Below are 25,099 nucleotides of genomic sequence, written 5' to 3'. Positions count from 1 at the left end.
CACGCAAACACGCCGCGGATGGCTGGAAATCGACGGTCGGGCGTCGGGATCACACCGGGTCGTAGGTGCGCTCGACCTTCTGGGTGCCGCTGCGGGTGCGGTAGGAGCGCGCCCAGGACGCGGTGGCGTCCGCCGTGGTGCGGTCGGACAGGACGTAGTAGTCCATCTGCGCGCGCTCCGCCGTCAGGTCCAGGACGCCGTAGCCGTGGCGGTCGGTGTCGACCCAGTGGACGTGCCGGTTGGCCGCCCGGATCACCGGCGCGGCGAGCGCGGAGACGGTGCCCTCGGGGACCTTCACGAGGTCGTCCAGGTTGTCGGAGGTCACCGAGGTCACGACGAACTCCGTGGCCGCCGACGCGGACAGCGGGTAGGTGCCCGCGTGCACCGGCACGTCGTTGGCCCACGCCATGTGGATGTCACCGGTCAGGAAGACGGTGTTGCGGATGGCGTTCGACCGCAGGTGGGCCAGCAGCTCCCGGCGGTCGTCGGTGTAGCCGTCCCACTGGTCGGTGTTGACCGCCAGGCCCTCCTGCGGCAGCCCGAGCAGCTTGGCCAGCGGCTTCAGCAGCTCCGCGGAGAGCGAGCCGATGGCGAACGGCGCGATCATCACCGAGTTGCCGACCAGCCGCCAGGTGGTGTCGGAGGTGGCCAGCCCCGACTTCAGCCAGTCCAACTGGGCCCGCCCGGTCAGGGTGCGCTCCGGGTCGTCCACCGAACCGTTGCCGAAGCCCGCCTGCTGGGAGCGGAAGGAGCGCAGGTCGAGCAGCGACAGGTCGGCCAGCTTCCCGAAGCGCAGCCGCCGGTAGGTGGTGCCCGCGAGCGCCGGGCGCACCGGCATCCACTCGAAGTAGGCCCGCTTCGCGGCGGCCTGCCGGTCGGCCCAGGCGCCCTCCGCGCCCTCGGTGTGGTTCTCGGCGCCGCCCGACCAGGCGTCGTTGGCCATCTCGTGGTCGTCCCAGATGGCGACCACGGGCGCGGCGGCGTGCAGCGCCTGGAGGTCGGGGTCGGTCTTGTAGCGGCCGTGCCGCTCGCGGTAGTCGGCGAGCGTGAGGATCTCGTGCGCGGGGGCGTGCGGCCGTACGACGGTGCCGCGGGTGCCGTACTCGCCGGTGCCGTACTCGTAGATGTAGTCGCCCAGGTGCAGCCAGGCGTCGAGGTCGCCGCGGGCGGCGAGGTGGCGGTAGGCGGCGAAGTGCCCGGCCTCCCAGTTGGCGCAGGAGACCACGCCGAAGCGCAGGCCGGAGACCGCGGCGTCGGCGGCCGGGGCGGTGCGGGCGCGGCCGACCGGTGAGTCGGTGCCGCCCGCGGAGAAGCGGAACCAGTAGTCGGTCGCGGGCCTCAGGCCCCGGATGTCGGCCTTCACGGTGTGGTCGGAGGCGGCGGTCGCGGTGGTGGTGCCCCGCGCGACGACGTTCGTCAGCGCCCGGTCGGTGGCGACGGTCCAGGAGACGGTCACGTCCGGGCCGAGACCGGAACCGGGCACGGCCTCCTCGGTGGGCGTCACGCGCGTCCACAGCAGGACGCCGTCCGGGAGCGGGTCCCCGGAGGCTATGCCGTGCAGGAAGGCGGGGGCCCCGGTGACCGCGCGGGCGGGCAGCGCGGCGGCCAGCGGGGCGCCGAGTACGGCTCCGGCGGCGGCTGCCTTGACGACCGTGCGGCGGCGCGGAGCGAGCGGGTTGGGGTCCGTGTGGGATCTGTGGCGACTGGTCACGGCCGCTCAGATTACTTACCGGTAAGTGCCCCGGTAAGACCGCCGACATGAAGAAAGGGCGAACCCGCAGGGGTCCGCCCGTTCCTCATGTCGTGCGCCGGGGGCGCTACTTGGTGACGCCCGCGTCCTTCAGCGCCGTCTGCCACTCCTCGACGCTGCCCGGGTTGGTGATCTTCTTGTCGTTGACCTTGATGGTCGGGGTCGAGCTGACGTCCTTGGTGTCGTCGAACGACTTGCTCATCCGCATCGCCCAGGCGTCGTAGGTGCCCTTCTCCACGGCGGTCTGGAACTCCTTGTTGTTCTTCAGCGCGTCGACCGTGTCGGCGACCTTGATCAGGTAGGCGTCGTCGGAGAACTCGTCGGAGGACTCCTCCGGGTGGTACTCCGCCGAGTACAGCGCCGCCTTGTAGTCGAGGAACGCCTCGGGGCTCACGTTCAGCGCGGCGCCCAGCGCGCTCAGCGCGTTCTTGGAGCCCTCGCCGCCGAGGTTGCCGTCGAGGAAGGTGCCGAGCGTGACGGAGAGCTTGTAGTCGCCGTCGGTCACGCCCTTGTTGACCGTCTCGCCGATGTTCTGCTCGAAGGAGGCGCAGGCCGGGCAGCGCGGGTCCTCGTAGAGGTGGACCACGTTGTCGGTCTTCGAGTCACCGATCAGGACGGTGGTGCCGTTCTTGCCGGAGGTGTTGGCCGGGGCGACGACGGTCGCCTTGGCGGCCTCCTCCCAGGCCGTGGGCTGGTTGTTCTGGACGACCGCGTAGCCGATGCCGCCCGCTATCGCGAGGACGGCGACGATCGAACCGGCGACGACGAGCTGCCGCTTCGCCTTGTCCCGCTTGGCCTGGCGCTCGCGCTCCTGGCGCAGCTTCTCCCGGGCCGCCATCTTCGCCGTCTGGCTGTTGCGCTTGCTCATGGTGATGCTCTCCGTCTGGGACGCGCACCTGTGGTGCGCGGGGTGCGTGGATGGGTGACCGTGCTCGGGGCGGGCCCTCAGCCGAGGGCGACCCGGCACGGCGGTCCACGCCGTCCCAGACAGTGCGTGCGCAGCAGCTCACGGGCGTGCGCGGTGCGGTGCGCGGGCCGCGGCAGCCGGACCCGGGCCGGGGCGCGGCGCCCGCGGACCGCGGCGACGGCGAGCAGCAGCGGCCGGAAGGTGGCGGTGGCCGCCGCCCGCAGCAGCCGCTCCAGGGCCCGCTCACCGCGGTGCAGCCACCAGGCGGCCAGCAGCCCGACGCCGACGTGGGCGCCGAGCAGCAGCCAGGCGGTGCCGGGGTGGGCGTGCGCCAGCAGCGCGGCGAAGCGGTCCTGGCCGGTCCCGGCCACCTGGGCCAGTGGGCCGCCGACCTCACCGGCGCACAGCACGTCAAGGCCGAACGCGCGCAGCGGGCCCGCGACCGGGCCGCCCGAGGGGCCGTAGCAGGCGTGCTGCCCCGCGGTGAAGACCGTGTCGGCGGCCAGCTCCAGCGGGATCAGCAGGGCCGCGATCCGGCCGAAGCCACGGGCGCGGCCCGCGAACGCGTAGGCCAGCGTGAACACGGCGGCGGCGATCGCGGCGACGGTGCCCAGCGGCAGCGGGACGCGGGACAGCAGCACGTGCGACGCGGTGCTGAGCGTCACGACCACCGCCGTGAACAGCGCCGCGCGTACGGCTCGTAGCTGGGTCCCTGATATGTCCATCGCGGTGAAAGTGTGGCACGGACCGCTGTAAGAGACCCCTAAAGGGCCCCGGTGCGGGGTGCGGAACCCGTCACAGGCCCGGTATCCGGCCGTTGCGGAAGAGGTCGACGAAGAGCTGGTGGTCGGCGCGCGCGCGGGCGCCGTAGGTGTGCGCGAAGTCCACCAGCAGCGGCGCGAAGCCCTCCTCGTCGGCGGCGAGGGCCGCGTCGATGGCCCGCTCGGTGGAGAACGGGACCAGGGACTCGCCGGAGGTGTCGTCGGCCGCGGCGTGCATGGTCGCCGTGGCCCGGCCCAGGTCGGCGACGACCGCGGCGATCTCCTCCGGGTCGTCGATGTCGCCCCAGTCCAGGTCCACGGCGTACGGCGAGACCTCCGCCACGAGCTGGCCCGCGCCGTCCAGCTCGGTCCAGCCCAGCCACGGGTCGGCGTGCGCCTGGAGGGCGCGCTGGGAGATCACCGTGCGGTGGCCCTCGTGCACGAAGTACTCCCGGATGGCGGGGTCGGTGATGTGCCGGGAGACCGCCGGGGTCTGGGCCTGCTTGATGTAGATCACGACGTCGTTCTCCAGGGCGTCGCTGTTGCCCTCAAGCAGGATGTTGTACGACGGCAGCCCGGCCGAGCCGATGCCGATGCCGCGGCGGCCCACGACGTCCTTCACGCGGTAGGAGTCGGGGCGGGCCAGCGAGGACTCCGGCAGCGTCTCCAGATAGCCGTCGAAGGCGGCGAGCACCTTGTAGCGGGTGGCCGCGTCCAGCTCCACGGAGCCGCCGCCGGGGGCGAAGCGGCGCTCGAAGTCCCGGATCTCCGTCATCGAGTCGAGCAGCCCGAAGCGGGTCAGCGAGCGGGCGTCGCGCAGCGCGTCCAGGAGCGGGCCCTCGGCGGTGTCCAGCGTGAACGGCGGCACCTCGTCGCGCTTGGCGCCGGTCGCCAGGGCGTGGACGCGCTCCCGGTAGGCGGCGGCGTAGATCTCCACCAGCTCGGTGATCTGCGCGTCGCTGAGCGCCTTGGCGTACCCGATGAGGGCGACGGAGGCGGCGAAGCGCTTCAGGTCCCAGGTGAAGGGGCCGACGTACGCCTCGTCGAAGTCGTTGACGTTGAAGATCAGGCGGCCGGTGGAGTCCATGTACGTGCCGAAGTTCTCCGCGTGCAGGTCGCCGTGGATCCAGACGCGGGAGGTGCGGTCGTCCAGGAACGGGCCGTCGCGCTTCTCGGTCTCCAGGTCGTGGTAGAAGAGGCACGCCGTGCCCCGGTAGAACGCGAACGCGGAGGCCGCCATCTTGCGGAACTTCACCCGGAACGCCGCCGGGTCGGCGGCGAGCAGCTCGCCGAAGGCGGTGTCGAAGACGGTGAGGATCTCCTCGCCGCGGGGCTCGTCGCTGAGCTGCGGGACCGACATCGCTGGGTGCCTCCTGGTGCCTGGCTTCTGAGGGTGACGGCGACCGCGCTGTCCGTGCTGGCGGCGGCCGTCGCTGTCCTAACGTCCGGGGAGGCAGGGGAGTGCCCGCGACCCTCGCCCGAAGGTACGCGGATGAGCCCCGTGCGTGTCAGTGCCGGGGCATAGACTTCGACGCTGTCCCCCCAGACTGTCCGCAGCCTGTCGCCGACTGTTCTCCTAGGAGGCCGAACGTGTCGAAACCGCCGTTCACGCACCTGCACGTCCACACCCAGTACTCGCTGCTGGACGGTGCCGCGCGGCTGAAGGACATGTTCAACGCCTGCAATGAGATGGGCATGACGCACATCGCCATGTCCGACCACGGCAACCTGCACGGGGCGTACGACTTCTTCCACTCCGCGCAGAAGGCCGGGATCACCCCGATCATCGGCATCGAGGCGTACGTCGCCCCGGAGTCCCGGCGCAACAAGCGCAAGATCCAGTGGGGCCAGCCGCACCAGAAGCGGGACGACGTCTCGGGTTCCGGTGGCTACACCCACAAGACGATGTGGGCGGTGAACAAGACCGGCCTGCACAACATCTTCCGGCTCTCCTCGGACGCGTACGCCGAGGGCTGGCTGCAGAAGTGGCCCCGGATGGACAAGGAGACCATCGCCCAGTGGTCCGAGGGCATCGTCGCCTCCACCGGCTGCCCCTCCGGCGAGGTGCAGACCCGGCTGCGCCTCGGCCACTTCGACGAGGCCCTGAAGGCCGCCGCCGACTACCAGGACATCTTCGGCAAGGACCGCTACTTCCTGGAGCTGATGGACCACGGCATCGAGATCGAGCACCGGGTCCGCGACGGCCTGCTGGAGATCGGCAGGAAGCTCGGTATCCCCCCGCTGGTCACCAACGACTCGCACTACACGTACGCGCACGAGGCGACCGCCCACGACGCGCTGCTGTGCATCCAGACCGGCAAGAACCTCTCCGACCCCGACCGCTTCAAGTTCGACGGCACCGGCTACTACCTGAAGTCGACCGAGGAGATGTACGCCATCGACTCCTCGGACGCCTGGCAGGAGGGCTGCGCCAACACCCTCCTGGTCGCCGAGATGGTCGACACCACCGGCATGTTCGAGAAGCGCGACCTGATGCCGAAGTTCGACATCCCGGAGGGCTACACCGAGGTCACCTGGTTCAAGGAGGAGGTCCGCCGCGGGATGGAGCGCCGCTTCCCCGGCGGCGTCCCCGAGGACCGCCAGAAGCAGGCCGAGTACGAGATGGACGTCATCATCTCGATGGGCTTCCCCGGCTACTTCCTCGTCGTCGCCGACTTCATCATGTGGGCCAAGAACAACGGCATCGCCGTCGGCCCCGGCCGCGGCTCGGCGGCCGGTTCGATCGTCGCCTACGCGATGGGCATCACCGACCTCGACCCCATCCCGCACGGCCTGATCTTCGAGCGGTTCCTCAACCCCGAGCGCATCTCGATGCCCGACGTCGACATCGACTTCGACGAGCGTCGGCGCGTCGAGGTCATCCGGTACGTGACGGAGAAGTACGGCGCCGACAAGGTCGCCATGATCGGCACCTACGGCACCATCAAGGCGAAGAACGCCATCAAGGACTCCGCGCGCGTGCTGGGCTACCCGTACGCGATGGGCGACCGGATCACCAAGGCCATGCCCGCCGACGTCCTCGGCAAGGGCATCAACCTCGACGGCATCACCAACCCGGAGCACCCGCGCTACTCCGAGGCGGGCGAGGTCCGGGCGATGTACGAGAACGAGCCCGACGTGAAGAAGGTCATCGACACCGCCAAGGGCGTCGAGGGCCTGGTGCGGCAGATGGGCGTGCACGCCGCGGGCGTGATCATGTCCAGCGAGACCATCACCGAGCACGTCCCCGTCTGGGTCAGGCACACGGACAACGTCACCATCACACAGTGGGACTACCCGAGCTGTGAGTCGCTCGGCCTGCTGAAGATGGACTTCCTGGGCCTGCGCAACCTGACGATCATGGACGACGCCGTGAAGATGGTGAAGTCCAACAAGGGGATCGACATCGATCTCCTCTCCCTCCCGCTGGACGACCCCACGACCTTCGAACTCCTCCAGCGCGGCGACACCCTGGGCGTCTTCCAGTTCGACGGCGGCCCGATGCGCTCCCTGCTCCGGCTGATGAAGCCGGACAACTTCGAGGACATCTCCGCCGTGTCGGCCCTGTACCGGCCGGGCCCGATGGGCATGAACTCGCACACCAACTACGCGCTGCGCAAGAACGGCCAGCAGGAGATCACGCCGATCCACCCGGAGCTGGAGGCCCCGCTCAAGGAGGTCCTGGACGTCACCTACGGCCTGATCGTCTACCAGGAGCAGGTGCAGAAGGCGGCCCAGATCATCGCGGGCTACTCGCTCGGCGAGGCCGACATCCTCCGCCGCGTGATGGGCAAGAAGAAGCCCGACGAACTGGCGAAGAACTTCACCATCTTCCAGGAGGGCGCCCGCAGGAACGGCTACAGCGACGAGGCCATCCAGGCCCTGTGGGACGTGCTGGTCCCGTTCGCCGGGTACGCGTTCAACAAGGCGCACTCGGCGGCGTACGGACTGGTGTCGTACTGGACGGCATACCTGAAGGCGAACCACCCCGCCGAGTACATGGCGGCGCTGCTGACCTCCGTCAAGGACGACAAGGACAAGTCGGCGATCTACCTCAACGAGTGCCGCCGCATGGGCATCAAGGTCCTCCCGCCGAACGTCAACGAGTCGGTGCACAACTTCGCCGCGCAGGGCGACGACGTGATCCTCTTCGGCCTGGAGGCGGTGCGCAACGTCGGCACCAACGTGGTCGAGTCGATCATCAGGAGCCGCAAGGCGAAGGGGAAGTACGCCTCCTTCCCCGACTACCTCGACAAGGTCGAGGCGGTCGCCTGCAACAAGCGCACCACGGAGTCGCTGATCAAGGCGGGCGCCTTCGACACCCTCGGCCACACCCGCAAGGGCCTGACCGCGCAGTACGAACCGATGATCGACAACGTGGTCGCGGTCAAGCGCAAGGAGGCCGAGGGCCAGTTCGACCTCTTCGGCGGCATGGGCGAGGAGGACACCAGCGAGCCGGGCTTCGGGCTCGACGTGGAGTTCACCACCGAGGAGTGGGACAAGACCTACCTGCTCGCCCAGGAGCGCGAGATGCTCGGTCTGTACGTCTCCGACCACCCCCTCTTCGGTCTGGAGCACGTGCTGTCCGACAAGGCCGACGCGGGCATCTCCCAGCTCACCGGCGGTGACTTCGGGGACGGCGCGGTCGTCACCATCGGCGGCATCATCTCCGGCCTCCAGCGCAAGATGACCAAGCAGGGCAACGCCTGGGCGATCGCCACCGTCGAGGACCTCGCCGGGTCCATCGAGTGCATGTTCTTCCCCGCGACCTACCAGTTGGTGTCCACCCAACTCGTCGAGGACGCCGTGGTCTTCGTCAAGGGCAGGCTCGACAAGCGGGAGGACGTGCCCCGGCTGGTCGCCATGGAGCTGATGGTCCCGGACCTGTCGAACGCGGGCGCCAACGCGCCCGTGGTGCTCACCATCCCGGCGACCCGGGTCACCCCGCCGATGGTCAGTCGCCTCGGGGAGATCCTCAGCCACCACAAGGGCGACAGCGAGGTGCGGATCAAGCTCCAGGGTCCGACGAAGACGATCGTGCTGCGGCTCGACCGGCACCGGGTCAAGCCGGACCCGGCGCTCTTCGGCGATCTGAAGGTGCTGCTCGGCCCGTCCTGCCTGGCGGGCTGAGCCCCCGCCGCACCAGGCACTCGACGTGCGCGAGGGGCGCGTCCGGCAGTGGACGCGCCCCTCTTTTCCGTCTGGGCGGTAACCGCCCGTCAGCGCATGTCAGTTGTGGCCGAAGCGCTTCTGACGGCCCTTGCGCGCCGCGTCGCCCGGGGTCGCCTGGGCCAGGCGCTCCTCCGCCGACGGCACCAGCGTCGGCTCCTGGGCGTCCTGCCGCGCGTGCTCGGACTGGGGCTGCTTACGGTCACGGTTCTTGTTCTTGGCCATGGTGATCTGCCTCCTGTGGGGGATCTAGGGGCCAGGGCCGGGACCAGATTCACATACACCGACAACCGTCGCATTTCGGATAATTACCGTGTGTGACAGGGGTGGTCGCCCTCCGCGCGCCCGAAACGCCACGCCGAAGATCGAGTTCGGACCGTTAACCTCCGCACGGTCGGGCAGACTCGAAGGAAGCCCAGAGCAAACCTCCCGGGAAGAGGGTGAGTCGCGTGGACCGCTGCGTCGTCCTGGTGGACGCCGGGTATCTGCTGGGGGCCGCCGCCAGTCTCCTCGCCGGGGAGCCCTCGCGGTCCCGGATCACCGTCGACCACGCCGCCCTCATCCAGGGGCTGCGCGACCGTGCCGAATCAGACACCGAACGGCAGCTCCTGCGCATCTACTGGTTCGACGGCGCCCCCGACCGGGTCCCCCAGCCCGAACACCGCAGGCTGCGCGTGATGCCCCGGGTCACCGTCCGGCTCGGCGCCCTCACCCGCAGCGACGGACGCTGGGCGCAGAAGGGCGTCGACGCGGCCATGCACGCCGAGCTGACCGAGCTGGCCCGCAACCGCGCCTGCTCCGACATCGTCCTGGTCACCGGCGACGGCGATCTGCTGCCGGGCATGATGGCCGCCAAGGAGCACGGGGTCGCCGTCCACCTGTGGGCCGTGCAGGCCGCCGACGGCGACTACAACCAGTCCGAGGACCTGGTCGCCGAGGCCGACGAGCGGCGCGTCCTGGACCGCGCCTGGATCATCCAGGCCGTCCGCGCCAAGGAACTCACCGGCGTGTGCGCGCCGCCGCCCGTGCCGCGCCCCGAGATCGCCGCGATCCTCTCCGCGCCGCTGCCCGAGTCCGCGCTGTCCGGGTCCGGGGAACGGCCCGACGAGGAGCCCTCGCACCGGGCCGCCGCCGCGGCCACCGCCGCCCGCCCCGCCGAGGACCGCGTCCCCACCAAGGGCGTGCCCACCCCCAAGGATCTCGCCGCGCTGCGCGCCCCCGGCCCGCAGGTCGCCCAGCCCCCGCCGACCGCGACCCTGCGCTGGTCCTCCGACAAGGGCTGGGTGGACCGGCCCGGCGCCACCGCCGAACCGCCCGAGGCGGCCTCCATGCCGACGCTGGCCCAGCTCACCACGGCCGAGCAGCGGTGGGCCGACCGCGAGGAGGACATCACCACCGTCGGCGGCGACCCGTACGAGGTCGGGCAGGTCTTCGCCCGCCGCTGGATCTCCCGGCTCGGCGACCCGGTCCACCTCCAGCGGCTGTCCACGCTCTACCCGCGCATCCCGCACCGCATCGACGGCGAGCTGCTGCGCTACGCGGCCCGCTTCGGCCTGCTCGCCCACAAGGACGACCAGATCGACGAACACGACCGCTACGCCATCCGGGCGGGCTTCTGGCGCGAGGTCGACGTACCGACGGCCGCGGAGCACGCCCCCGCCGCCGAGTAACACCCGGAACGTGACGCTCCGTGTCGGACCGGGGGTGCGGAGGCCGACCCGCGCGCGGTGTACCGCCGCCGACCCCTTAGGCTCGTCCCTTGTGAGTGAACGCGCGGCACAGGCACATCCCGACCCCGACGAGGTCGTGTGTGCCGTGCGCGGGCTGACGAAGACCTACCCCGCCGTCCGCGGTAGGCGCGGCACCCCCGGCACTCCCGAGGTGCGGGCCACCGACGACGTACGCCTTGACGTGCGGCGCGGTGAGATCTTCGGGCTGCTCGGGCCCAACGGCGCGGGCAAGTCCACCCTCGTACGCCAGCTCACCGGGCTGATGCGGCCCGACAGCGGCGGCGTGGAGATCCTCGGCCACGACATCGTGCGCCACCCCGAGCGGGCCTCGCGGATCCTCGCCTACCTCGGGCAGGAGTCCAGCGCCCTCGACGAACTCACCGTCTCCCTCGCCGCCGAGACCACCGGACGGCTGCGCGGACTCGACGTCCGCCGGGCACGCGCCGAGCGGGACGCCGTACTCGACGAACTCGGCCTCACGGCGCTCGCCGGGCGCGCCCTGAACAAGCTCTCCGGCGGCCAGCGCCGCCTCGCCTGCTTCGCCGCCGCGCTGGTCGGTGAGCGGCCCCTGCTCGTCCTCGACGAGCCCACCACCGGCATGGACCCGGTCGCCCGCCGCGCGGTCTGGTCCGCCGTCGACCGCCGCCGCGCCGAACGCGGTACGACGGTGCTGCTGGTCACCCACAACGTCATCGAGGCCGAGACGGTCCTCGACCGGGTCGCCGTCATGGACCGCGGCCGGGTCATCGCCTGCGACACGCCCACCGGACTGAAGGAACGGGTCGCCGGAGAGGTACGGGTCGACCTGGTGTGGCGGGAGCGGGCGCCACTGGACGTGCCCGAGGTCGCGGCGCTGCGCGAACGCGCCGTGGAGTCCGGGCGCCGCTGGACGCTGCGGCTCGGCCCCGAGGAGGCCCGCGCGGTCGTCTCCACCGTCACCGGCGGCGCCGCCTTCGCCGCCCTCGACGACTTCACCCTCACCACGCCCAGCCTGGAGGACGTCTACCTGGCGCTCGGCGGGGCGGCCCGGCAGGGGTTGGTGAAGGCGTGAGCGAACCGACCCCCGTGCACGTGATCCCTGGGACCCCTGAAACCCCCGGGACTTCTCAGACCCCTGGAAAAGGGAGCAGCGCGACGTGAGTGTCGTACCCGCGGAGGTACTGCCGGGCAGCGCCCTGGCCGTCGAGGAGCCGACCGCGACGGCGGCCGAGCTGGGGCCGCGGGCGCGGCTGTGGCCGTCGCTGGCCGCCGTCTACCGGGCGCAGCTTTCGCGCGCGCGGGTGGCGCGCATCCCGCTGCTGTTCGTCGCGACCTTCCAGTCCGTCGGCATCATGGTCATGATGCGCGGCGTGGTCGACGGCGGCAGCGAGGCGCAGGCCGTGGTCGCCGGATCGTCCATCGTCGTCGTCGCGTACGTCGCGCTGAACCTGCTCGCGCAGTACTTCGGCCAGCTCCGCGCCACCGGGGGTCTCGACCACTACGCCACCCTGCCGGTGCCGCCCGCGGCGGTGGTGCTGGGCGCGGCGGGCGCGTACGCCTCGTTCACCGTGCCGGGGACCGTCGTCACCGCGGTGTTCGGGTGCGTGCTCTTCGGGCTGCCGCTGACCCACCTGTGGATCCTGCTGGCGGTGATCCCGCTCGCGGGCGCCGCGCTCTCCGGGCTCGGCGCGGCCTTCGGGCTGCTCGCGCCCCGTCCCGAACTCGCCACGCTGCTCGGGCAGCTCGGCATGTCGGCGGCGCTGCTGCTGGGCGTGCTGCCCGCCGAGCGGATGCCGGAGCCGGTACGGCTGCTGCGTGACCTGCTGCCGTCCACGTACGGCGTCGAGGCGTACGCGCGGACCTTCTCGGCGCACCCGGACTGGGCGCTCGTCGCCGGTGACCTCGCGGTCTGCGCCGGGGTCGGGGTGCTCTCGCTGGCCGTGGCGACCTGGGCGTACCGCCGGGCGGCCGTCCGGTGACGCGGCGCGCCGCGCGGCCTGGCACGATGTCAGGGTGACTGCTCCGTTGACTCCGCCTCCGCCACCGCATGATCAGTCCGCTCGGTTCTCGTCGCGGGCGTGGCCGCCGTCGTCGCCCGCCGGGTACGGATACGGACAGGACGGGCCCGGGATGAAGACCGAAGTGCGGGAGGCCGCCGTCGTCACGGTGGTCGTGGCGCTCGGCGGGGCGCTCCTCGGCGTGCTGTGGAACTGGCTGGCGCCGCGGGTGCCGCTGGTGGGCGATGTGGTGGACGGCGGCTGGGTCGTCTACCTCGGGGACACCGAGGGGGAGCAGCGGATCGGGGTGGACGGGACGTTCACCCTGCTGGCGCTGGGGTTCGGTGTCGTCAGCGCGGTGGTGGTGTTCCTGCTGCGGCGGCGTGGGGGTGTGCCGCTGGTCGTCGCGCTGGGGGTCGGGGGGCTGCTCGGGGCGCTGCTCGCGTGGCGGGTGGGGGTGTGGCTCGGGCCCTCGGACGACGTGTTGGGGCGGGCGAAGGACGTGGGGCGGGGGGTGACGTTCTCCGCGCCGCTGAAGTTGGGGGCGAAGGGGGCGTTGCTGGCGTGGCCTGTGGGGGCGTTGGCGGTGCATCTGGGGCTTACGGCGTTGTTTGGGCCGCGGGATCCTGAGATGCCGCCGTACGCGATGGAGAAGGGGTCCGTCTGAGCGGTGCCCGGCGTTAGGGCTGGCGCGGGGGGTGGGTCGCGCGGCCCGGCGCTTGCGGGGTGCCTCCCCCAAGCTCTTCGAGCAGGGGGTGCCCCCAGCGCCCACCCGTGCCGCCCCAGCGGCACGACTGCCCGCAGCTACGCGTTAGGCCGGGCGGCGGCCGTGGTTGGCGTTGCCTTTTCTGGTGCGCCACTTGCGCTTTCGGGTGCGTTTCGACATGCCCTTTCCCTCTAGTCGAGGAAAGGGCGGTCGTCGAGGGGTCAGGGCCGGGCGATGGGCGCGAGGGTGGCTTCCGTGAGGGTGGCCAGGTCGGTGGGGGCGAGTTCGACCTCCAGGCCCCGGCGGCCCGCGGAGACGCAGATCGTGGCGTGGCCGGTGGCCGAGGCGTCCAGCACCGTGCGGAGCTTCTTGCGCTGGCCCAGCGGCGAGATGCCGCCCCGCACGTAGCCGGTGGTCCGCTCGGCGAGGGCCGGGTCGGCCATCGCGGCGCGCTTGCCGCCGACCGCCGAGGCGAGGGCCTTCAGGTCCAGGGAGCCCGCCACCGGCACCACCGCCACCGTCAGGGCGCCGTCCACGTCCGCGACCAGCGTCTTGAAGACCCGCTCGGGGGAGACGCCCATCGCCTCCGCCGCCTCCTCGCCGTAGGAGGGGTGGGAGGGATCGTGGTCGTAGGCGTGGACGGTGAACGCCACGCCCGCCGCGGTCAGGGCCACCGTGGCGGGCGTACCGCCGGACTGCTGCTGCTTCTTGAACTTCTTCGCCATCTCCGCCGTCTCCGCCGTCAGTTCCCAGCCCTCAGTTCAGGCTGGTCGGGCCGCGCGTCAGCTCCGCCGCGGGCAACGACGGCAGGTTACGGATGATCGCCGTCTCGGCGCGAAGGAGTTTCAGTTCGTCCCGGAGCCGGGACGCCGTGTCGGGGGCCTGGAGCAGCCGCTGCTTGGTCGGGGTGTCCAGCATCATCGCCGCCGCGACCAGGTACGACACCACGCTCGGCTCGTCCGGGAGTTCGCCGCCGGTCGCCAGCGACCGCTCCCGCGCCCCCGCCAGCCGCTTCTGGTACTGGCGGAACGAGCGCAGCACGCCCTCCGCGAGCGCGCCCGCCTCGTCGCCGGGGTCCTCGGGGAGTTCCTCCAGCTCGGCGGTGAGGAACGGCCCCGAGGCGTCCACCGACCGCAGCCGCACCCGGGTCGTCCCGGTCGCCAGCACCTCGAAGGTGCCGTCGGACCGCTCCCGGATCGTCGCGGCGTCGGCCACGCAGCCGACGGCGTGGAAGGCCTTGGCGGGGTCCGCGCCGAACCCGGCGCCGGGCCCCCGCTCGGGCAGTGCCGTCGGGTCGGGCATCCCCGGCGCGCTCGGCGCCACCTCGTGGCCGTCGCGGATCGCGACCACGGCGAACCGGCGTGGCTCGTCCTCCGGAACCTTCAGCAGCGTGCGCATCATGGCGCGATAGCGCTCCTCGAAGACGTTCAGCGGAAGGACGAGCCCCGGGAACAACACCGAGTTCAGGGGAAAGAGCGGCAGCCGGACGGTGGTCACGGCGCAAAAGCCTAATGGTCGGTGGAGCGGGCGCGTCCGTCCCGCCCGCACAGTGGGCGTTCCGGGGCCGGAAACGGCCATCCGGTCAGTTGCGGCGCAGCATCCGTGTCGCCCCCGCCGCCACGGTCGTGGCCAGCACCCAGCCGAGCAGCACCAGCGCCGCCTCCAGCCACTGCAAGCCGTCGTCCAGGTGCCAGAAACCGACCTGCCCGAGGTCGATCACCGGCAGCAGTAAGTCGAGGGCGAACAGGGCCGGGTTCCACGGCGGTGCCTCCCCGCCGTCCGGTGAGCCGGGGCGGCCCGCGCTGGCGAACGCCAGGGAGCCCGCGGCCCACAGCACCGCCATCCACACCGCCGCGCGGCCGGGCCGGTAGCCGTAGGCGACCGTCCAGTCCTGGGCGTACCCCCAGAGCTTGGGCCCGAGCGGAAGCGTCTCGCGGCGGCGGCGCTGCCGGGCGAGCAGCACCTCGCGCGCGTCCTCGTCCTCCCCGCTGGCCCGCAGCACGGCGGCCAGCCGCTCGTACGGCTCCGGGTGGTACTCGGCGGTCGCCGCCGCCAGCCAGCGCAGCCGCTCGGCGAGCGGGAAGGGCCCGCGCGGGACCAGCGTCTCGTAGCTGAAGCCGCTCATCTGGAGGCCGCCGGGCCCTGGCCAACTGCTCGCCCGGTCGACGAGGTTGACGACCCGCGCCCCCGACAGCACCACCCGGCCGCGCTCCGGACGCTCCCCGAGGAACCGCAGCTCGGGCACCTGGACGCGGCGCAGCGACAGCTCGTGGTCGTCCCCGAGGAGGAACCGGGCCCGCTCGAAGTCGACGGCGTCGCCGAACCGGCCGTCGTCCAGCCGTATCCCGCCCCGGCACTCGAAGCGCCGCACGAGGGTGCCGCGCGCCGGTGTGGTGCCGATGGGCTGGCTGCCGCCCACGGCGGCCGGGGTCAGGTACAGGGTGCGCTCGACGGTGAGCTGCGGGGCGTTCAGGGCGAGCCGGGCGTACGGGTTGGTCAGCCGGGCGCCGCGCAGGCTCAGCGAGACGCCTATCGTGGCGCTGCGCAGGCTCAGCTCGCCGCGTGACTCCAGCAGCTCGGCCTGGAGGTCCTGCCCGACGTTCAGCCCGTCCGCGGCGATGGACCGGCCGCCCCGGCCGCGGTCCACGACGGCCTGGTTGAGCAGCAGGTCGGTGCCTATCTGCGCGTCGGTGAGCCGTATGCCGCGGTGGAAGCGGCAGCGCGGCAGGTGCAGGTCGCCCTCCGTCTGGAGCCGGGCCGCCTCCAGGCGCGGCACGGCGCAGTCCACCAGGCGCACGGTGGTGAAGCGGGTCTCCGGCAGCAGCACCTCGCTCTCGAAGCGGCAGCCCTGGAGTTCGACGTACGGCACGACCGTGCCGCCCGCGAGGTCCATGCTGCCGCTGATGAGCACGCCGGTGAGCTTGAGCGCGGAGACCCGCCCGGCGAGCGCCGGGGGCCCGTCCAGGAGCAGCCAGCACACGACGCGGGCCCGCACGGTGCGGTCCGCGCCCCAGGGCCGTCCGCCGTGCGGATCGTCGACGGCCGCATCGCCGCTGCGCAGGTCGTACATGGTGCCGTTGCGGAACGCCTGCCACATCCCGGCCTCGACGGCGGTCAGCTCCGCTGGCAGTTCCTGCTCCCCGTCCCTGACCCGGGTCCCCTCGGTCACGTGCTGCTCGGCCTCCTCATGCGCGTGTGCGCGCCACTGGTGTTCGTACACCTGTTCATTCCCGCTGAGTGACGTCGCGAACACAGAAAGTGAGCAGAATGTTCCGTGCGCCGTATCAGCACCTGATACGCGCGGACGGCGGCCCGCGCGGGTCTGCGAGAATTGGGCCTGTGATCTCCCGAATCGATCTGCGCGGCGACGCCCTCCCGGAGGGTCCCGCCCTGCGCGACCTGCTGCCCCGAGCCGACTTCGACGTTGCGGCCGCCCTGGAGAAGGTGCGTCCCATCTGCGAGGCCGTGCATCATCGGGGCGATGCGGCGCTGATCGACTTCGCCGAGAAGTTCGACGGCGTACGCCTCACCTCCGTCCGGGTCCCCGCCCAGGCGCTCACCGACGCCCTGGACGCCCTTGACCCGGCCGTCCGCGCGGCCCTGGAGGAGTCCATCCGCCGCGCCCGCCTCGTGCACCGCGCCCAGCGCCGCACGACGCACACGACCCAGGTGGTGCCCGGCGGCACCGTCACCGAGAAGTGGGTGCCCGTCGACCGCGTCGGGCTGTACGCGCCCGGCGGCCGGTCGGTCTACCCGTCGTCGGTCGTCATGAACGTCGTCCCCGCGCAGGAGGCCGGGGTCGGCTCGATCGCGCTCGCCTCGCCCGCGCAGGCCGAGTTCGACGGCCTTCCGCACCCGACGATCCTCGCCGCGTGCGCGCTGCTCGGCGTCGAGGAGGTGTACGCGGCGGGCGGCGCGACCGCGGTCGCGATGTTCGCGTACGGCACCGAGTCCTGCCCGCCCGCCAACATGGTCACCGGCCCCGGCAACATCTGGGTCGCCGCCGCCAAGCGCTACTTCACCGGCCGGATCGGCATCGACGCGGAGGCCGGGCCGACCGAGATCGCCATCCTCGCGGACGACACCGCCGACCCGGCGCACCTCGCCTCCGACCTGATCAGCCAGGCCGAGCACGACCCGCTCGCCGCCGCCGTGCTGGTCACCGACTCCCCGGCGCTGGCCGACGCGGTCGAGAAGGAACTCGCCCCGCAGGTCGCCGCCAGCAAGCACGTCGAGGACCGCATCGTGCCCGCCCTCGAAGGCAGGCAGTCCGCGATCGTGCTGGTCGACGGCATGGAGGAGGGCCTGCGCGTGGTCGACGCCTACGGCGCCGAGCACCTGGAGGTCCAGACCGCCGACGCCGCCGCCCTCGCCGACCGGGTGCGGAACGCGGGCGCGATCTTCGTCGGGCCCTGGGCGCCGGTCTCCCTCGGTGACTACGCCGCCGGGTCCAACCACGTGCTGCCCACCGGCGGCTGCGCCTGCCACTCCTCCGGCCTGTCCGTGCAGTCCTTCCTACGCGGCATCCACGTCGTCGACTACACGCGCGAGGCGCTCGCCGAGGTCGCGCACCACGTGGTGACGCTGGCCGAGGCGGAGGACCTGCCCGCGCACGGCGCGGCGATCAAGGCGCGGTTCGACTGGAAGGTACCCGAGAGCAAGTGACCCGCATTGACGATCTCCCGGTCCGGGACGAACTGCGCGGCAAGTCCCCCTACGGCGCGCCCCAGCTCGACGTCCCGGTACGGCTGAACACCAACGAGAACCCCTACCCGCTGCCCGAGGCGCTGGTCGAGCGGATCGCGGAGCGGGTGCGCGACGCCGCCCGCAACCTCAACCGCTACCCCGACCGGGACGCGGTCGAATTGCGCACTCGGCTCGCGGAGTACCTGACGAAGACCACCGGCCACGAGGTCGGCCTCGCTCACGTGTGGGCCGCCAACGGCTCCAACGAGGTCATCCAGCAGCTCCTCCAGACCTTCGGCGGGCCCGGCCGGACCGCGATCGGCTTCGAGCCGTCGTACTCGATGCACACCCTGATCGCGCGCGGCACGGGAACGGGCTGGATCTCCGGTCCCCGTAACGACGACTTCACCATCGACGTGGCCGCCGCCGAGCGTGCGATCGCCGAGCACCGCCCGGACGTGGTGTTCGTCACGACGCCGAACAACCCGACCGGGAACGCCGTCCCGCGCGAGAGCGTCATCGCGCTCTACGAGGCCGCGCAGGCGGCGAAGCCGTCGATCGTCGTCGTGGACGAGGCGTACGCCGAGTTCAGCCACGGCGACTCGCTGCTGCCGCTGCTGGCGGGGCGCCCGCACCTGGTCGTCTCCCGCACCATGTCCAAGGCGTTCGGCGCGGCGGGCCTGCGGCTCGGCTACCTCGCCGCGGACCCGGCCGTCGTCGACGCCGTGCAGCTCGTCCGGCTGCCGTACCACCTGTCGGCGGTCACCCAGGCGACCGCGCTGGCCGCCCTGGAGCACACCGACACCCTGCTCGGCTACGTCGAGCAGCTCAAGTCCGAACGGGACCGGCTGGTCGTCGAGCTGCGCGCCCTCGGCTACGACGTCACGGAGTCCGACGCGAACTTCGTGCAGTTCGGCCGGTTCGACGACGCCCACGCCGCCTGGCGGCGCATCCTCGACCGGGGCGTCCTGGTCCGGGACAACGGCGTGCCGGGGTGGCTGCGGGTCACCGCCGGGACGCCCGAAGAGAACGACGCGTTCCTCGACGCGGCCCGTGAACTGAAGAAGGAGCAGAACGCATGAACCGCGTGGGACGCGTGGAGCGGGTCACCAAGGAGACCTCGGTCCTCGTCGAGATCGACCTCGACGGCACCGGCAAGGTCGACGTGGCGACCGGTGTCGGCTTCTACGACCACATGCTCGACCAGCTCGGCCGCCACGGTCTGTTCGACCTCACCGTGAAGACCGAGGGCGATCTGCACATCGACTCGCACCACACCATCGAGGACACCGCCCTCGCCCTCGGCGCCGCCTTCAGGCAGGCCCTCGGCGACAAGGTCGGCATCTACCGCTTCGGCAACTGCACGGTCCCGCTGGACGAGTCCCTCGCCCAGGTCACGGTCGACCTGTCCGGCCGCCCCTACCTCGTGCACACCGAGCCCGAGAACATGGCGCCGATGATCGGTGAGTACGACACCACGATGACCCGGCACATCCTGGAGTCCTTCGTCGCCCAGGCGCAGATCGCGCTGCACGTGCACGTGCCCTACGGGCGCAACGCGCACCACATCGTGGAGTGCCAGTTCAAGGCGCTCGCGCGGGCGCTGCGCTACGCCTCCGAGCGGGACCCGCGCGCCGCGGGCATCCTCCCGTCCACCAAGGGCGCGCTGTGAACGGCGCCTCGACCGCCCTCATCCTCGTCGGCCTGTTCCTCGCGGGCGGCGTCTACTCGTTCGCCAGGCAGCAGATGCCCAAGGGCCTGATCGTGCTGCTCTCCCTCGGCGCCGCGCTCTGTCTCGTCGCGGGCGTCCTGCGGCTGGAGGTGTGGAATTGAGCAGCACCGGATCGACGGCCAAGCGGGTCGTCGTCTTCGACTACGGCTTCGGCAACGTCCGCTCCGCCGAACGCGCCCTCGCGCGCGCGGGGGCCGACGTCGAGATCACCCGTGACTACGACAGGGCCATGAACGCCGACGGGCTCCTCGTCCCCGGCGTCGGCGCCTTCGCCGCCTGTATGCGCGGCCTGAAGGAGGCCCGCGGCGACTGGATCATCGACCGTCGGCTGTCCGGCGGTCGGCCCGTCATGGGCATCTGCGTCGGGATGCAGATCCTGTTCGCCCGCGGCATCGAGCACGGCGTCGAGACCGACGGCCTCGACGAGTGGCCCGGCGCGGTCGAGCCGCTCCAGGCCGACATCGTGCCCCACATGGGCTGGAACACCGTCGACGCCCCGGCCGACTCCGAACTCTTCGCGGGCCTGGACGCCGACGCCCGCTTCTACTTCGTGCACTCCTACGCCGTCCACGACTGGGACCTGGAGGCGCACAACCCGGCCATGGCCGCGCCCAAGGTCACCTGGTCGACGCACGGCAAGCCCTTCGTGGCCGCCGTGGAGAACGGCGCCCTGTGGGCGACGCAGTTCCACCCCGAGAAGTCCGGCGACGCCGGAGCGCAGCTACTGAACAACTGGATCGGAACCCTCTGATGCCCTCGAAGCTCGAACTCCTCCCCGCGGTGGACGTCCGCGACGGCCAGGCCGTCCGCCTGGTGCACGGCGAGTCCGGTACCGAGACGTCGTACGGCTCCCCGCTGGAGGCCGCCCTGGCCTGGCAGCGGGCGGGCGCCGAGTGGCTGCACCTGGTCGACCTGGACGCCGCGTTCGGCACCGGCGACAACCGGGAGCTGATCGCCGAGGTCGCCGGGGCGATGGATATCAAGGTGGAGCTGTCCGGCGGCATCCGCGACGACGCCTCCCTCGCCGCCGCGCTCGCCACCGGCTGCACGCGCGTGAACCTCGGTACGGCCGCGCTGGAGACCCCGGAGTGGGTCGCCAAGGTCATCGCCGAGCACGGCGACAAGATCGCGGTCGGTCTCGACGTACGCGGCACCACCCTCCGTGGGCGCGGCTGGACCCGCGACGGCGGCGACCTGTACGAGACGCTGGAGCGCCTCGACAAGGAGGGCTGCGCGCGGTACGTCGTCACGGACATCGCCAAGGACGGCACCCTCCAGGGCCCCAACCTGGAGCTGCTGAAGAACGTCTGCGCGGCGACGGACCGCCCGGTGGTGGCCTCCGGCGGCGTCTCCTCCCTGGACGACCTGCGCGCGCTCGCCAGCCTGGTCCCGCTCGGTGTCGAGGGCGCGATCGTCGGGAAGGCCCTGTACGCGAAGGCGTTCACCCTGGAAGAGGCCCTGGAGGCTGTGTCGTCATGACGTCCGAGGCCGTGCGGCGCGTGCAGAGCGGAAGTCCCTGGGAAGAGACCTTCGGTTTCGCGCGCGCCGTCGCGGCGGGCGACCGGGTGCTGGTGGCGGGCACGACGTCCTTCAAGGGCAGCGTGCTGTACGGGGAGGGCGACCCGTACGAACAGGCGAAGGTGGCCTTCACCAGCGCGATCGAGGCGATCGCCGAGTTCGGGCTCGGCGTGGACTCCGTGGTCCGCACCCGGATGTACCTGAGCCACGCGCGGGACGTGGACGCCGTGGGCCGGGCCCACAAGGAGTTCTTCGGCACGGTCCGGCCGGTCTCGACCCTCCTGGTCGTGGAGGGGTTCGTCGACCCGCGCATCCTGGTCGAAGTAGAGATAGAAGCATTCAGAGGAGCCGAACAGTCATGACCCTGGCGGTCCGAGTCATCCCCTGCCTGGACGTCGACAACGGCCGGGTCGTCAAGGGCGTGAACTTCCAGAACCTGCGCGACGCGGGCGACCCCGTCGAAATGGCGAAGGTGTACGACGCGGAGGGCGCCGACGAGCTGACCTTCCTGGACATCACCGCCTCGTCCGGCGACCGCGAGACGACGTACGACGTGGTGCGCCGCACCGCCGAGCAGGTGTTCATCCCCCTCACGGTCGGCGGTGGCGTGCGCACCGCCGAGGACGTCGACAAGCTGCTGCGCGCGGGCGCGGACAAGGTGGGCGTCAACACGGCGGCGATCGCCCGGCCGGAGCTGATCCAGGAGATCGCGGAGCGGTTCGGCCGCCAGGTGCTGGTCCTTTCGGTGGACGCGCGCCGCACGGCGTCGGGTTCGTTCGAGGTGACGACCCACGGGGGCCGCCGTGGCACCGGCATCGACGCGGTCGAGTGGGCGCACCGGGCGGCGGAGCTGGGCGCGGGGGAGATCCTGCTGAACTCCATGGACGCGGACGGCACGAAGGACGGCTACGACCTGGAGATGATCGCCGCGGTCCGCAAGCACGTCACGGTCCCCGTCATCGCCTCCGGCGGCGCGGGCACCCTCGCCCACTTCCCCCCGCCATCGAGGCGGGCGCCGACGCGGTCCTGGCGGCATCGGTCTTCCACTTCGGCGACCTGCGGATCGGCGAGGTGAAGGAGACCCTGCGGGGGGCGGGGCACCCGGTCCGCTGACACCGGACGCGAGTTCGGCGCCTCGCCCGCCGGTAGCGCAGTCGGTAGCGGGCGAGGTACCGACCCCCCTATGGTGCTCGTATGCCTGGGATCACCATCGAGTTCACCGAGGAAGAGCTGGCCGAGCTGCGCGCGGAGGCCAAGGAACAAGGCGTCGCGATCAAGCGGCTGGCGCACGACATACTGACCGAGGACGTCGTGCGGCGGCGGCAGCGGCAGCGGTTCATCGAGGGCGCGAGCGCCAAGTTCCGCACGCTCGCCCCCGAGTTCCTGGACGCCTTCCCGGAGGGCGACCGGTGACCCTCCGCATCGACGCGGGCTGGATCCTGGGCGTCCAGTACGGCAACACGCCCACGGATCCCGCACTGCGCGACTGGGGAGCGCTGCACGCGGCCGTGGAGCGGCACAGGTTCGAGCGCTTCGCCGACGAGGCGTACTACGAGGAGACGCCCACCCGCGCGGCCGTGCTCCTGCAGACCATCGTGCTGCTCGCCCCCTTCGAGGACTACAACGGCCTGATCGGCGCCATGTGCGCATGGGAGTACATGGAGCAGTCCGGCACCCCGATCGCGCCACCGCCAGGCGCGATGGCCCAACTCGTCCGGGACGTCCGAGGCGGCAAGGCCGGTCTCCAGGAGGCCGCCCGCCTCCTGCGCGACTGGGCGGCGTGACCCTCGAAGCCGACATACCGTCGGCCACCACTGACCCGGCCAGGCCCGCTCACCGGGACGGCAACGTGTTGCGGTGGGTTGCCGCGTACGGCGTTTCGATGGTGGGGGACAACGTCTACTACATCGCCCTGTCGTGGGCCGCCGTGCGGGGTGGGAGCGCGGCCCAGGCGGGCGTGGTGATGGCGGTGAGCGCGCTGCCGCGGGCCGTGTTGCTGCTGGGCGGGGGAGTGGTCGCCGACCGGTTCGGGCCGCGGCGGGTCGTCATCGGCAGTGACGTGGTGCGGTGCGCGGCCGTGCTCGCCGTGGCGGCGCTGCTGGCGCTCGCCAGCCCCGGACTGTGGGCGCTCGCCCTGCTCGCCCTCGTCTTCGGCACCGTCGACGCCGTCTTCCTGCCCGCCGTGGGCGCCCTCCCCGCGCGCGTGACGTCCCGCGACCAGCTCGCGCGGGTGCAGGGGATGCGCGGCCTCGCCAGCCGCTGCGCCAGCGTCCTCGGGGCACCGCTCGGCGGGCTCGCCGTGGCCGTCGGCGGAGCGACGGCGGCGTTCACGGTCGCCGGGCTGCTGATCGCCGTATCCGTACCCCTGCTGGTCTCCGTCAGGGTGCGCGAGCTGCCGCCCGACGACGACCGCGACGGCGGCACCGCCTGGCGGGACCTGGTCGCCGGGCTGCGCTACATCCGCCAGCACCGCGTCCTCGCCCCGCTGATGCTGGCCATCGCCCTCGGTGACCTCGGCTTCGTCGGTCCGCTCAACGTCGGCGTGACCCTGCTCGCCGACGAACGGGGCTGGGGCGCCGCCGGGCTCGGCTGGGTCGTCGCCGGGTTCGCCACCGGCGCCGGTGCCGCCGCCCTGTTGCTCACCGTGCGCGGACGGCTGCCGCACGCCGGGAGGCTCGCCGCGTACGCCATCCTCGCGGGCTCGGTCGCCATCGGCGCGCTCGCCCACGCGCCCGGTGTCCCCGCCGCCGTCGGCATCGCCCTGCTCGTGGGGCTGCTCGCCGGGCTCAGCGGCATCCTGTGCGGCGCGCTGCTCCAGACCCAGTCCGACCCGGCCCGCCTCGGCCGGGTCACCGCCGTCGCCTCCCTGGTCAGCCTCGGAGTGGCGCCGCTGACCATGCCGCTGACCGCCACGGCCATCGGCGCCTGGGGAACCGGCCCGGTGTTCGTGGCCAGCGCGGCGGTCTGCGGGCTCGGCGGCGTCGTCGTCCTGGGCGCGCGGGAGCTGCGCCGCGCCGAGCTCCCACGCTGAACAGCGGGCCGCCAGCGGGTCGCTAGATGCCGAGCTGCTTGCTCTCGTGCAGCTTGGCGATCGCGTTCTCGTCGCCGTCCAGCTCCACCTTGGCGGCGCTCTGGCGGCCGTACAGGAACAGCACCAGCTCCGAGGGCTCACCGGTCACCGTCACGACCGGCGCGCCCCGGTGGGCGACCGCCGTCTGGCCGTCCGGGCGGCGCAGCACCAGGCCGGTCGGCGCGCCGCGGCCCATCAGCCGGGCCGAGCGCTCCAGCCGGGACCAGAGGGTGTCCTGGAAGACCGGGTCCAGCTCCCGCGGCGACCAGTCGGGCTGGGCGCGCCGGACGTCCTCGGCGTGGACGTAGTACTCGACGATGTTCGACGCCTCGTCGATCTGCTTGAGGGAGAAGGGAGAGAAGCGGGGCGGGCCGGTGCGGATGAGCTGGATCAGCTCCTCGTACGGCTTGGCCGCGAACTCCTCCATCACCCGCTCCAGACGGGGCGCGAGCTGCTTGATGAGGATGCCTCCGGCGGCGTCGGGGCGGCGCTCGCGCACCACGACGTGCGCGGCGAGGTCACGGGTCTGCCAGCCCTCACAGAGGGTCGGGGCCTCCGGGCCCGCGGTCTCCAGGAGGTCGGCGAGGAGGAGCCGTTCACGCTGGGCAAAGGTTGACATGGGGTCAGCCTATGACCGGCGCCGCGGTCCGCCCAGTGGACATCCCGCCGGGGATGTCAGTGCCGCCCGGCACAATGGCACCCATGACCAGCACTCCGCCGTCCAGCAGCCTCGACCCCGAGATCGCCGCCCGCCTCAAGCGCAGCGCCGACGGTCTCCTGCCCGCCATCGCCCAGCAGTACGACACCGGTGAGGTGCTGATGCTCGGGTGGATGGACGACGAGGCGCTGCACCGGACGCTGACCACCGGCCGGTGCACCTACTGGTCCCGCAGCCGCCGGGAGTACTGGGTCAAGGGCGACACCTCCGGACACTTCCAGTGGGTGAAGTCCGTCGCCCTGGACTGCGACGCGGACACCGTCCTCGTCCAGGTCGACCAGGTCGGCGCGGCCTGCCACACCGGCGCGCGCACCTGCTTCGACGCCGACGTCCTGCTCAAGGACGGCTCCCCGGCCGCCGCGGATCAGTAGGGTCG

Annotated in this window: 25 protein-coding genes and 1 pseudogene; 17 read left to right on the top strand and 9 right to left on the bottom strand. The window is 72.1% G+C overall.

Features of this window, described 5'->3' with window-relative positions:
• Positions 1 to 49 precede the first annotated feature (49 nt).
• From ACFQZ6_RS09035 to ACFQZ6_RS09020, 4 genes are all read right to left on the bottom strand, one after another.
• Positions 50 to 1,711, bottom strand: coding sequence for an alkaline phosphatase D family protein (locus ACFQZ6_RS09035; RefSeq protein ID WP_381606438.1), 1,662 nt, complete (start codon positions 1,709 to 1,711; stop codon positions 50 to 52).
• Positions 1,712 to 1,817: 106 nt separating this feature from the next.
• Positions 1,818 to 2,618 carry a DsbA family protein gene (locus ACFQZ6_RS09030; RefSeq protein WP_381606436.1) on the bottom strand — a complete coding sequence of 267 codons (801 nt, stop codon included), beginning with the start codon at positions 2,616 to 2,618 and terminating at the stop codon, positions 1,818 to 1,820.
• 77 nt (positions 2,619 to 2,695) lie between these two features.
• Entirely contained in the window at positions 2,696 to 3,382 is a 687-nt protein-coding gene (locus ACFQZ6_RS09025; protein ID WP_381606434.1) for a hypothetical protein, read from the bottom strand.
• Between the two features lie 70 nt (positions 3,383 to 3,452).
• Positions 3,453 to 4,778 (bottom strand): DUF2252 domain-containing protein, encoded by a 1,326-nt coding sequence (locus ACFQZ6_RS09020; RefSeq protein WP_381606432.1) that lies wholly within the window; start codon positions 4,776 to 4,778, stop codon positions 3,453 to 3,455.
• Between the two features lie 230 nt (positions 4,779 to 5,008).
• Between ACFQZ6_RS09020 and dnaE the strand changes: the two genes are divergently transcribed.
• On the top strand, positions 5,009 to 8,548 hold the full coding sequence (dnaE, locus tag ACFQZ6_RS09015; protein ID WP_381606430.1) for a DNA polymerase III subunit alpha: 3,540 nt from the start codon (positions 5,009 to 5,011) through the stop codon (positions 8,546 to 8,548).
• A 99-nt stretch (positions 8,549 to 8,647) separates the two neighbouring features.
• Here dnaE and ACFQZ6_RS09010 read toward each other — a convergent pair whose 3' ends face one another.
• Positions 8,648 to 8,812 (bottom strand): hypothetical protein, encoded by a 165-nt coding sequence (locus ACFQZ6_RS09010; protein ID WP_381606428.1) that lies wholly within the window; start codon positions 8,810 to 8,812, stop codon positions 8,648 to 8,650.
• A gap of 224 nt (positions 8,813 to 9,036) precedes the next feature.
• Between ACFQZ6_RS09010 and ACFQZ6_RS09005 the strand changes: the two genes are divergently transcribed.
• From ACFQZ6_RS09005 to ACFQZ6_RS08990, 4 genes are all read left to right on the top strand, one after another.
• Positions 9,037 to 10,257 (top strand): NYN domain-containing protein, encoded by a 1,221-nt coding sequence (locus ACFQZ6_RS09005; RefSeq protein ID WP_381606426.1) that lies wholly within the window; start codon positions 9,037 to 9,039, stop codon positions 10,255 to 10,257.
• A 136-nt stretch (positions 10,258 to 10,393) separates the two neighbouring features.
• Positions 10,394 to 11,368, top strand: coding sequence for an ABC transporter ATP-binding protein (locus ACFQZ6_RS09000; protein ID WP_381618161.1), 975 nt, complete (start codon positions 10,394 to 10,396; stop codon positions 11,366 to 11,368).
• An 85-nt stretch (positions 11,369 to 11,453) separates the two neighbouring features.
• Entirely contained in the window at positions 11,454 to 12,275 is an 822-nt protein-coding gene (locus tag ACFQZ6_RS08995) for an ABC transporter permease (RefSeq protein ID WP_381606424.1), read from the top strand.
• A 34-nt stretch (positions 12,276 to 12,309) separates the two neighbouring features.
• Positions 12,310 to 12,960 (top strand): AAA family ATPase, encoded by a 651-nt coding sequence (locus ACFQZ6_RS08990; protein WP_381606422.1) that lies wholly within the window; start codon positions 12,310 to 12,312, stop codon positions 12,958 to 12,960.
• 260 nt (positions 12,961 to 13,220) lie between these two features.
• Here the strand turns inward: ACFQZ6_RS08990 and ybaK are convergent, their stop codons facing one another.
• From ybaK to ACFQZ6_RS08975, 3 genes are all read right to left on the bottom strand, one after another.
• The gene (gene ybaK / locus ACFQZ6_RS08985) at positions 13,221 to 13,724 is read right to left on the bottom strand and encodes a Cys-tRNA(Pro) deacylase (RefSeq protein WP_381606420.1); all 504 of its coding nucleotides are present in this window, start codon (positions 13,722 to 13,724) and stop codon (positions 13,221 to 13,223) included.
• A gap of 31 nt (positions 13,725 to 13,755) precedes the next feature.
• Positions 13,756 to 14,496, bottom strand: coding sequence for an LON peptidase substrate-binding domain-containing protein (locus tag ACFQZ6_RS08980; protein WP_381606418.1), 741 nt, complete (start codon positions 14,494 to 14,496; stop codon positions 13,756 to 13,758).
• A gap of 85 nt (positions 14,497 to 14,581) precedes the next feature.
• On the bottom strand, positions 14,582 to 16,168 hold the full coding sequence (locus ACFQZ6_RS08975; RefSeq protein WP_381606416.1) for an oxidoreductase: 1,587 nt from the start codon (positions 16,166 to 16,168) through the stop codon (positions 14,582 to 14,584).
• A gap of 170 nt (positions 16,169 to 16,338) precedes the next feature.
• Here ACFQZ6_RS08975 and hisD point away from each other — a divergent pair, with 170 nt between their 5' ends.
• The 11 genes and pseudogenes from hisD (at position 16,339) to ACFQZ6_RS08920 (ending at position 23,966) form a co-directional block, all read left to right on the top strand.
• Positions 16,339 to 17,664, top strand: coding sequence for a histidinol dehydrogenase (gene hisD / locus ACFQZ6_RS08970; RefSeq protein ID WP_381606414.1), 1,326 nt, complete (start codon positions 16,339 to 16,341; stop codon positions 17,662 to 17,664).
• Positions 17,661 to 18,767, top strand: a complete 1,107-nt coding sequence (locus ACFQZ6_RS08965) for a histidinol-phosphate transaminase (RefSeq protein WP_381606412.1) — start codon at positions 17,661 to 17,663, stop codon at positions 18,765 to 18,767. Before hisD ends, ACFQZ6_RS08965 begins: the two co-directional genes overlap by 4 nt.
• Complete coding sequence (gene hisB / locus ACFQZ6_RS08960) at positions 18,764 to 19,357, top strand: imidazoleglycerol-phosphate dehydratase HisB (RefSeq protein WP_381606410.1); 594 nt, start codon at positions 18,764 to 18,766, stop codon at positions 19,355 to 19,357. Before ACFQZ6_RS08965 ends, hisB begins: the two co-directional genes overlap by 4 nt.
• Positions 19,354 to 19,518, top strand: coding sequence for a hypothetical protein (locus ACFQZ6_RS08955; protein WP_360213920.1), 165 nt, complete (start codon positions 19,354 to 19,356; stop codon positions 19,516 to 19,518). Before hisB ends, ACFQZ6_RS08955 begins: the two co-directional genes overlap by 4 nt.
• Positions 19,509 to 20,168 carry an imidazole glycerol phosphate synthase subunit HisH gene (gene hisH, locus ACFQZ6_RS08950; RefSeq protein ID WP_381606408.1) on the top strand — a complete coding sequence of 220 codons (660 nt, stop codon included), beginning with the start codon at positions 19,509 to 19,511 and terminating at the stop codon, positions 20,166 to 20,168. The genes ACFQZ6_RS08955 and hisH overlap by 10 nt, the downstream gene beginning before the upstream one ends.
• A complete protein-coding gene (gene priA / locus ACFQZ6_RS08945; RefSeq protein ID WP_381606407.1) occupies positions 20,168 to 20,896 on the top strand; it encodes a bifunctional 1-(5-phosphoribosyl)-5-((5-phosphoribosylamino)methylideneamino)imidazole-4-carboxamide isomerase/phosphoribosylanthranilate isomerase PriA in 729 nt (242 codons plus the stop codon). The genes hisH and priA overlap by 1 nt, the downstream gene beginning before the upstream one ends.
• Positions 20,893 to 21,297, top strand: coding sequence for a RidA family protein (locus tag ACFQZ6_RS08940; protein WP_381606406.1), 405 nt, complete (start codon positions 20,893 to 20,895; stop codon positions 21,295 to 21,297). Before priA ends, ACFQZ6_RS08940 begins: the two co-directional genes overlap by 4 nt.
• Positions 21,294 to 22,048, top strand: a pseudogene (hisF, locus tag ACFQZ6_RS08935) (imidazole glycerol phosphate synthase subunit HisF). Before ACFQZ6_RS08940 ends, hisF begins: the two are co-directional and overlap by 4 nt.
• Before the next feature lie 81 nt (positions 22,049 to 22,129).
• Positions 22,130 to 22,348, top strand: coding sequence for a hypothetical protein (locus tag ACFQZ6_RS08930; RefSeq protein ID WP_381606404.1), 219 nt, complete (start codon positions 22,130 to 22,132; stop codon positions 22,346 to 22,348).
• Positions 22,345 to 22,719: a hypothetical protein gene (locus tag ACFQZ6_RS08925; RefSeq protein ID WP_381606402.1), complete on the top strand. Its 375-nt coding sequence runs from the start codon at positions 22,345 to 22,347 to the stop codon at positions 22,717 to 22,719. The genes ACFQZ6_RS08930 and ACFQZ6_RS08925 overlap by 4 nt, the downstream gene beginning before the upstream one ends.
• Before the next feature lie 14 nt (positions 22,720 to 22,733).
• On the top strand, positions 22,734 to 23,966 hold the full coding sequence (locus ACFQZ6_RS08920; protein WP_381618158.1) for an MFS transporter: 1,233 nt from the start codon (positions 22,734 to 22,736) through the stop codon (positions 23,964 to 23,966).
• A gap of 22 nt (positions 23,967 to 23,988) precedes the next feature.
• Here ACFQZ6_RS08920 and ACFQZ6_RS08915 read toward each other — a convergent pair whose 3' ends face one another.
• Positions 23,989 to 24,624, bottom strand: coding sequence for a TIGR03085 family metal-binding protein (locus ACFQZ6_RS08915; RefSeq protein WP_381606400.1), 636 nt, complete (start codon positions 24,622 to 24,624; stop codon positions 23,989 to 23,991).
• Between the two features lie 83 nt (positions 24,625 to 24,707).
• On the opposite strand from ACFQZ6_RS08915, the gene hisI reads away from it, so the two are divergent.
• A complete protein-coding gene (gene hisI, locus ACFQZ6_RS08910; RefSeq protein ID WP_381606398.1) occupies positions 24,708 to 25,094 on the top strand; it encodes a phosphoribosyl-AMP cyclohydrolase in 387 nt (128 codons plus the stop codon).
• Positions 25,095 to 25,099 lie beyond the last annotated feature (5 nt).

It is taken from the genome of Streptomyces flavalbus, from assembly GCF_042674625.1.
Classification (GTDB): Bacteria; Actinomycetota; Actinomycetes; order Streptomycetales; family Streptomycetaceae; genus Streptomyces; species Streptomyces flavalbus.
The sequence above is the reverse complement of the archived record's forward strand: the minus strand, read 5'-3'. Positions and strand labels throughout refer to the sequence as shown.

Coding starts and splice junctions, on each gene's coding strand:
- ACFQZ6_RS09030 (WP_381606436.1), bottom strand. CDS start 2,618: ATGAGCAAGCGCAACAGCCAGACGGCGAAGATGGCGGCCCGGGAGAAG.
- ACFQZ6_RS09025 (WP_381606434.1), bottom strand. CDS start 3,382: ATGGACATATCAGGGACCCAGCTACGAGCCGTACGCGCGGCGCTGTTC.
- ACFQZ6_RS09020 (WP_381606432.1), bottom strand. CDS start 4,778: ATGTCGGTCCCGCAGCTCAGCGACGAGCCCCGCGGCGAGGAGATCCTC.
- ACFQZ6_RS09010 (WP_381606428.1), bottom strand. CDS start 8,812: ATGGCCAAGAACAAGAACCGTGACCGTAAGCAGCCCCAGTCCGAGCAC.
- ybaK (WP_381606420.1), bottom strand. CDS start 13,724: ATGGCGAAGAAGTTCAAGAAGCAGCAGCAGTCCGGCGGTACGCCCGCC.
- hisB (WP_381606410.1), top strand. CDS start 18,764: ATGAACCGCGTGGGACGCGTGGAGCGGGTCACCAAGGAGACCTCGGTC.
- priA (WP_381606407.1), top strand. CDS start 20,168: ATGCCCTCGAAGCTCGAACTCCTCCCCGCGGTGGACGTCCGCGACGGC.
- ACFQZ6_RS08940 (WP_381606406.1), top strand. CDS start 20,893: ATGACGTCCGAGGCCGTGCGGCGCGTGCAGAGCGGAAGTCCCTGGGAA.
- ACFQZ6_RS08930 (WP_381606404.1), top strand. CDS start 22,130: ATGCCTGGGATCACCATCGAGTTCACCGAGGAAGAGCTGGCCGAGCTG.
- ACFQZ6_RS08915 (WP_381606400.1), bottom strand. CDS start 24,624: ATGTCAACCTTTGCCCAGCGTGAACGGCTCCTCCTCGCCGACCTCCTG.
- hisI (WP_381606398.1), top strand. CDS start 24,708: ATGACCAGCACTCCGCCGTCCAGCAGCCTCGACCCCGAGATCGCCGCC.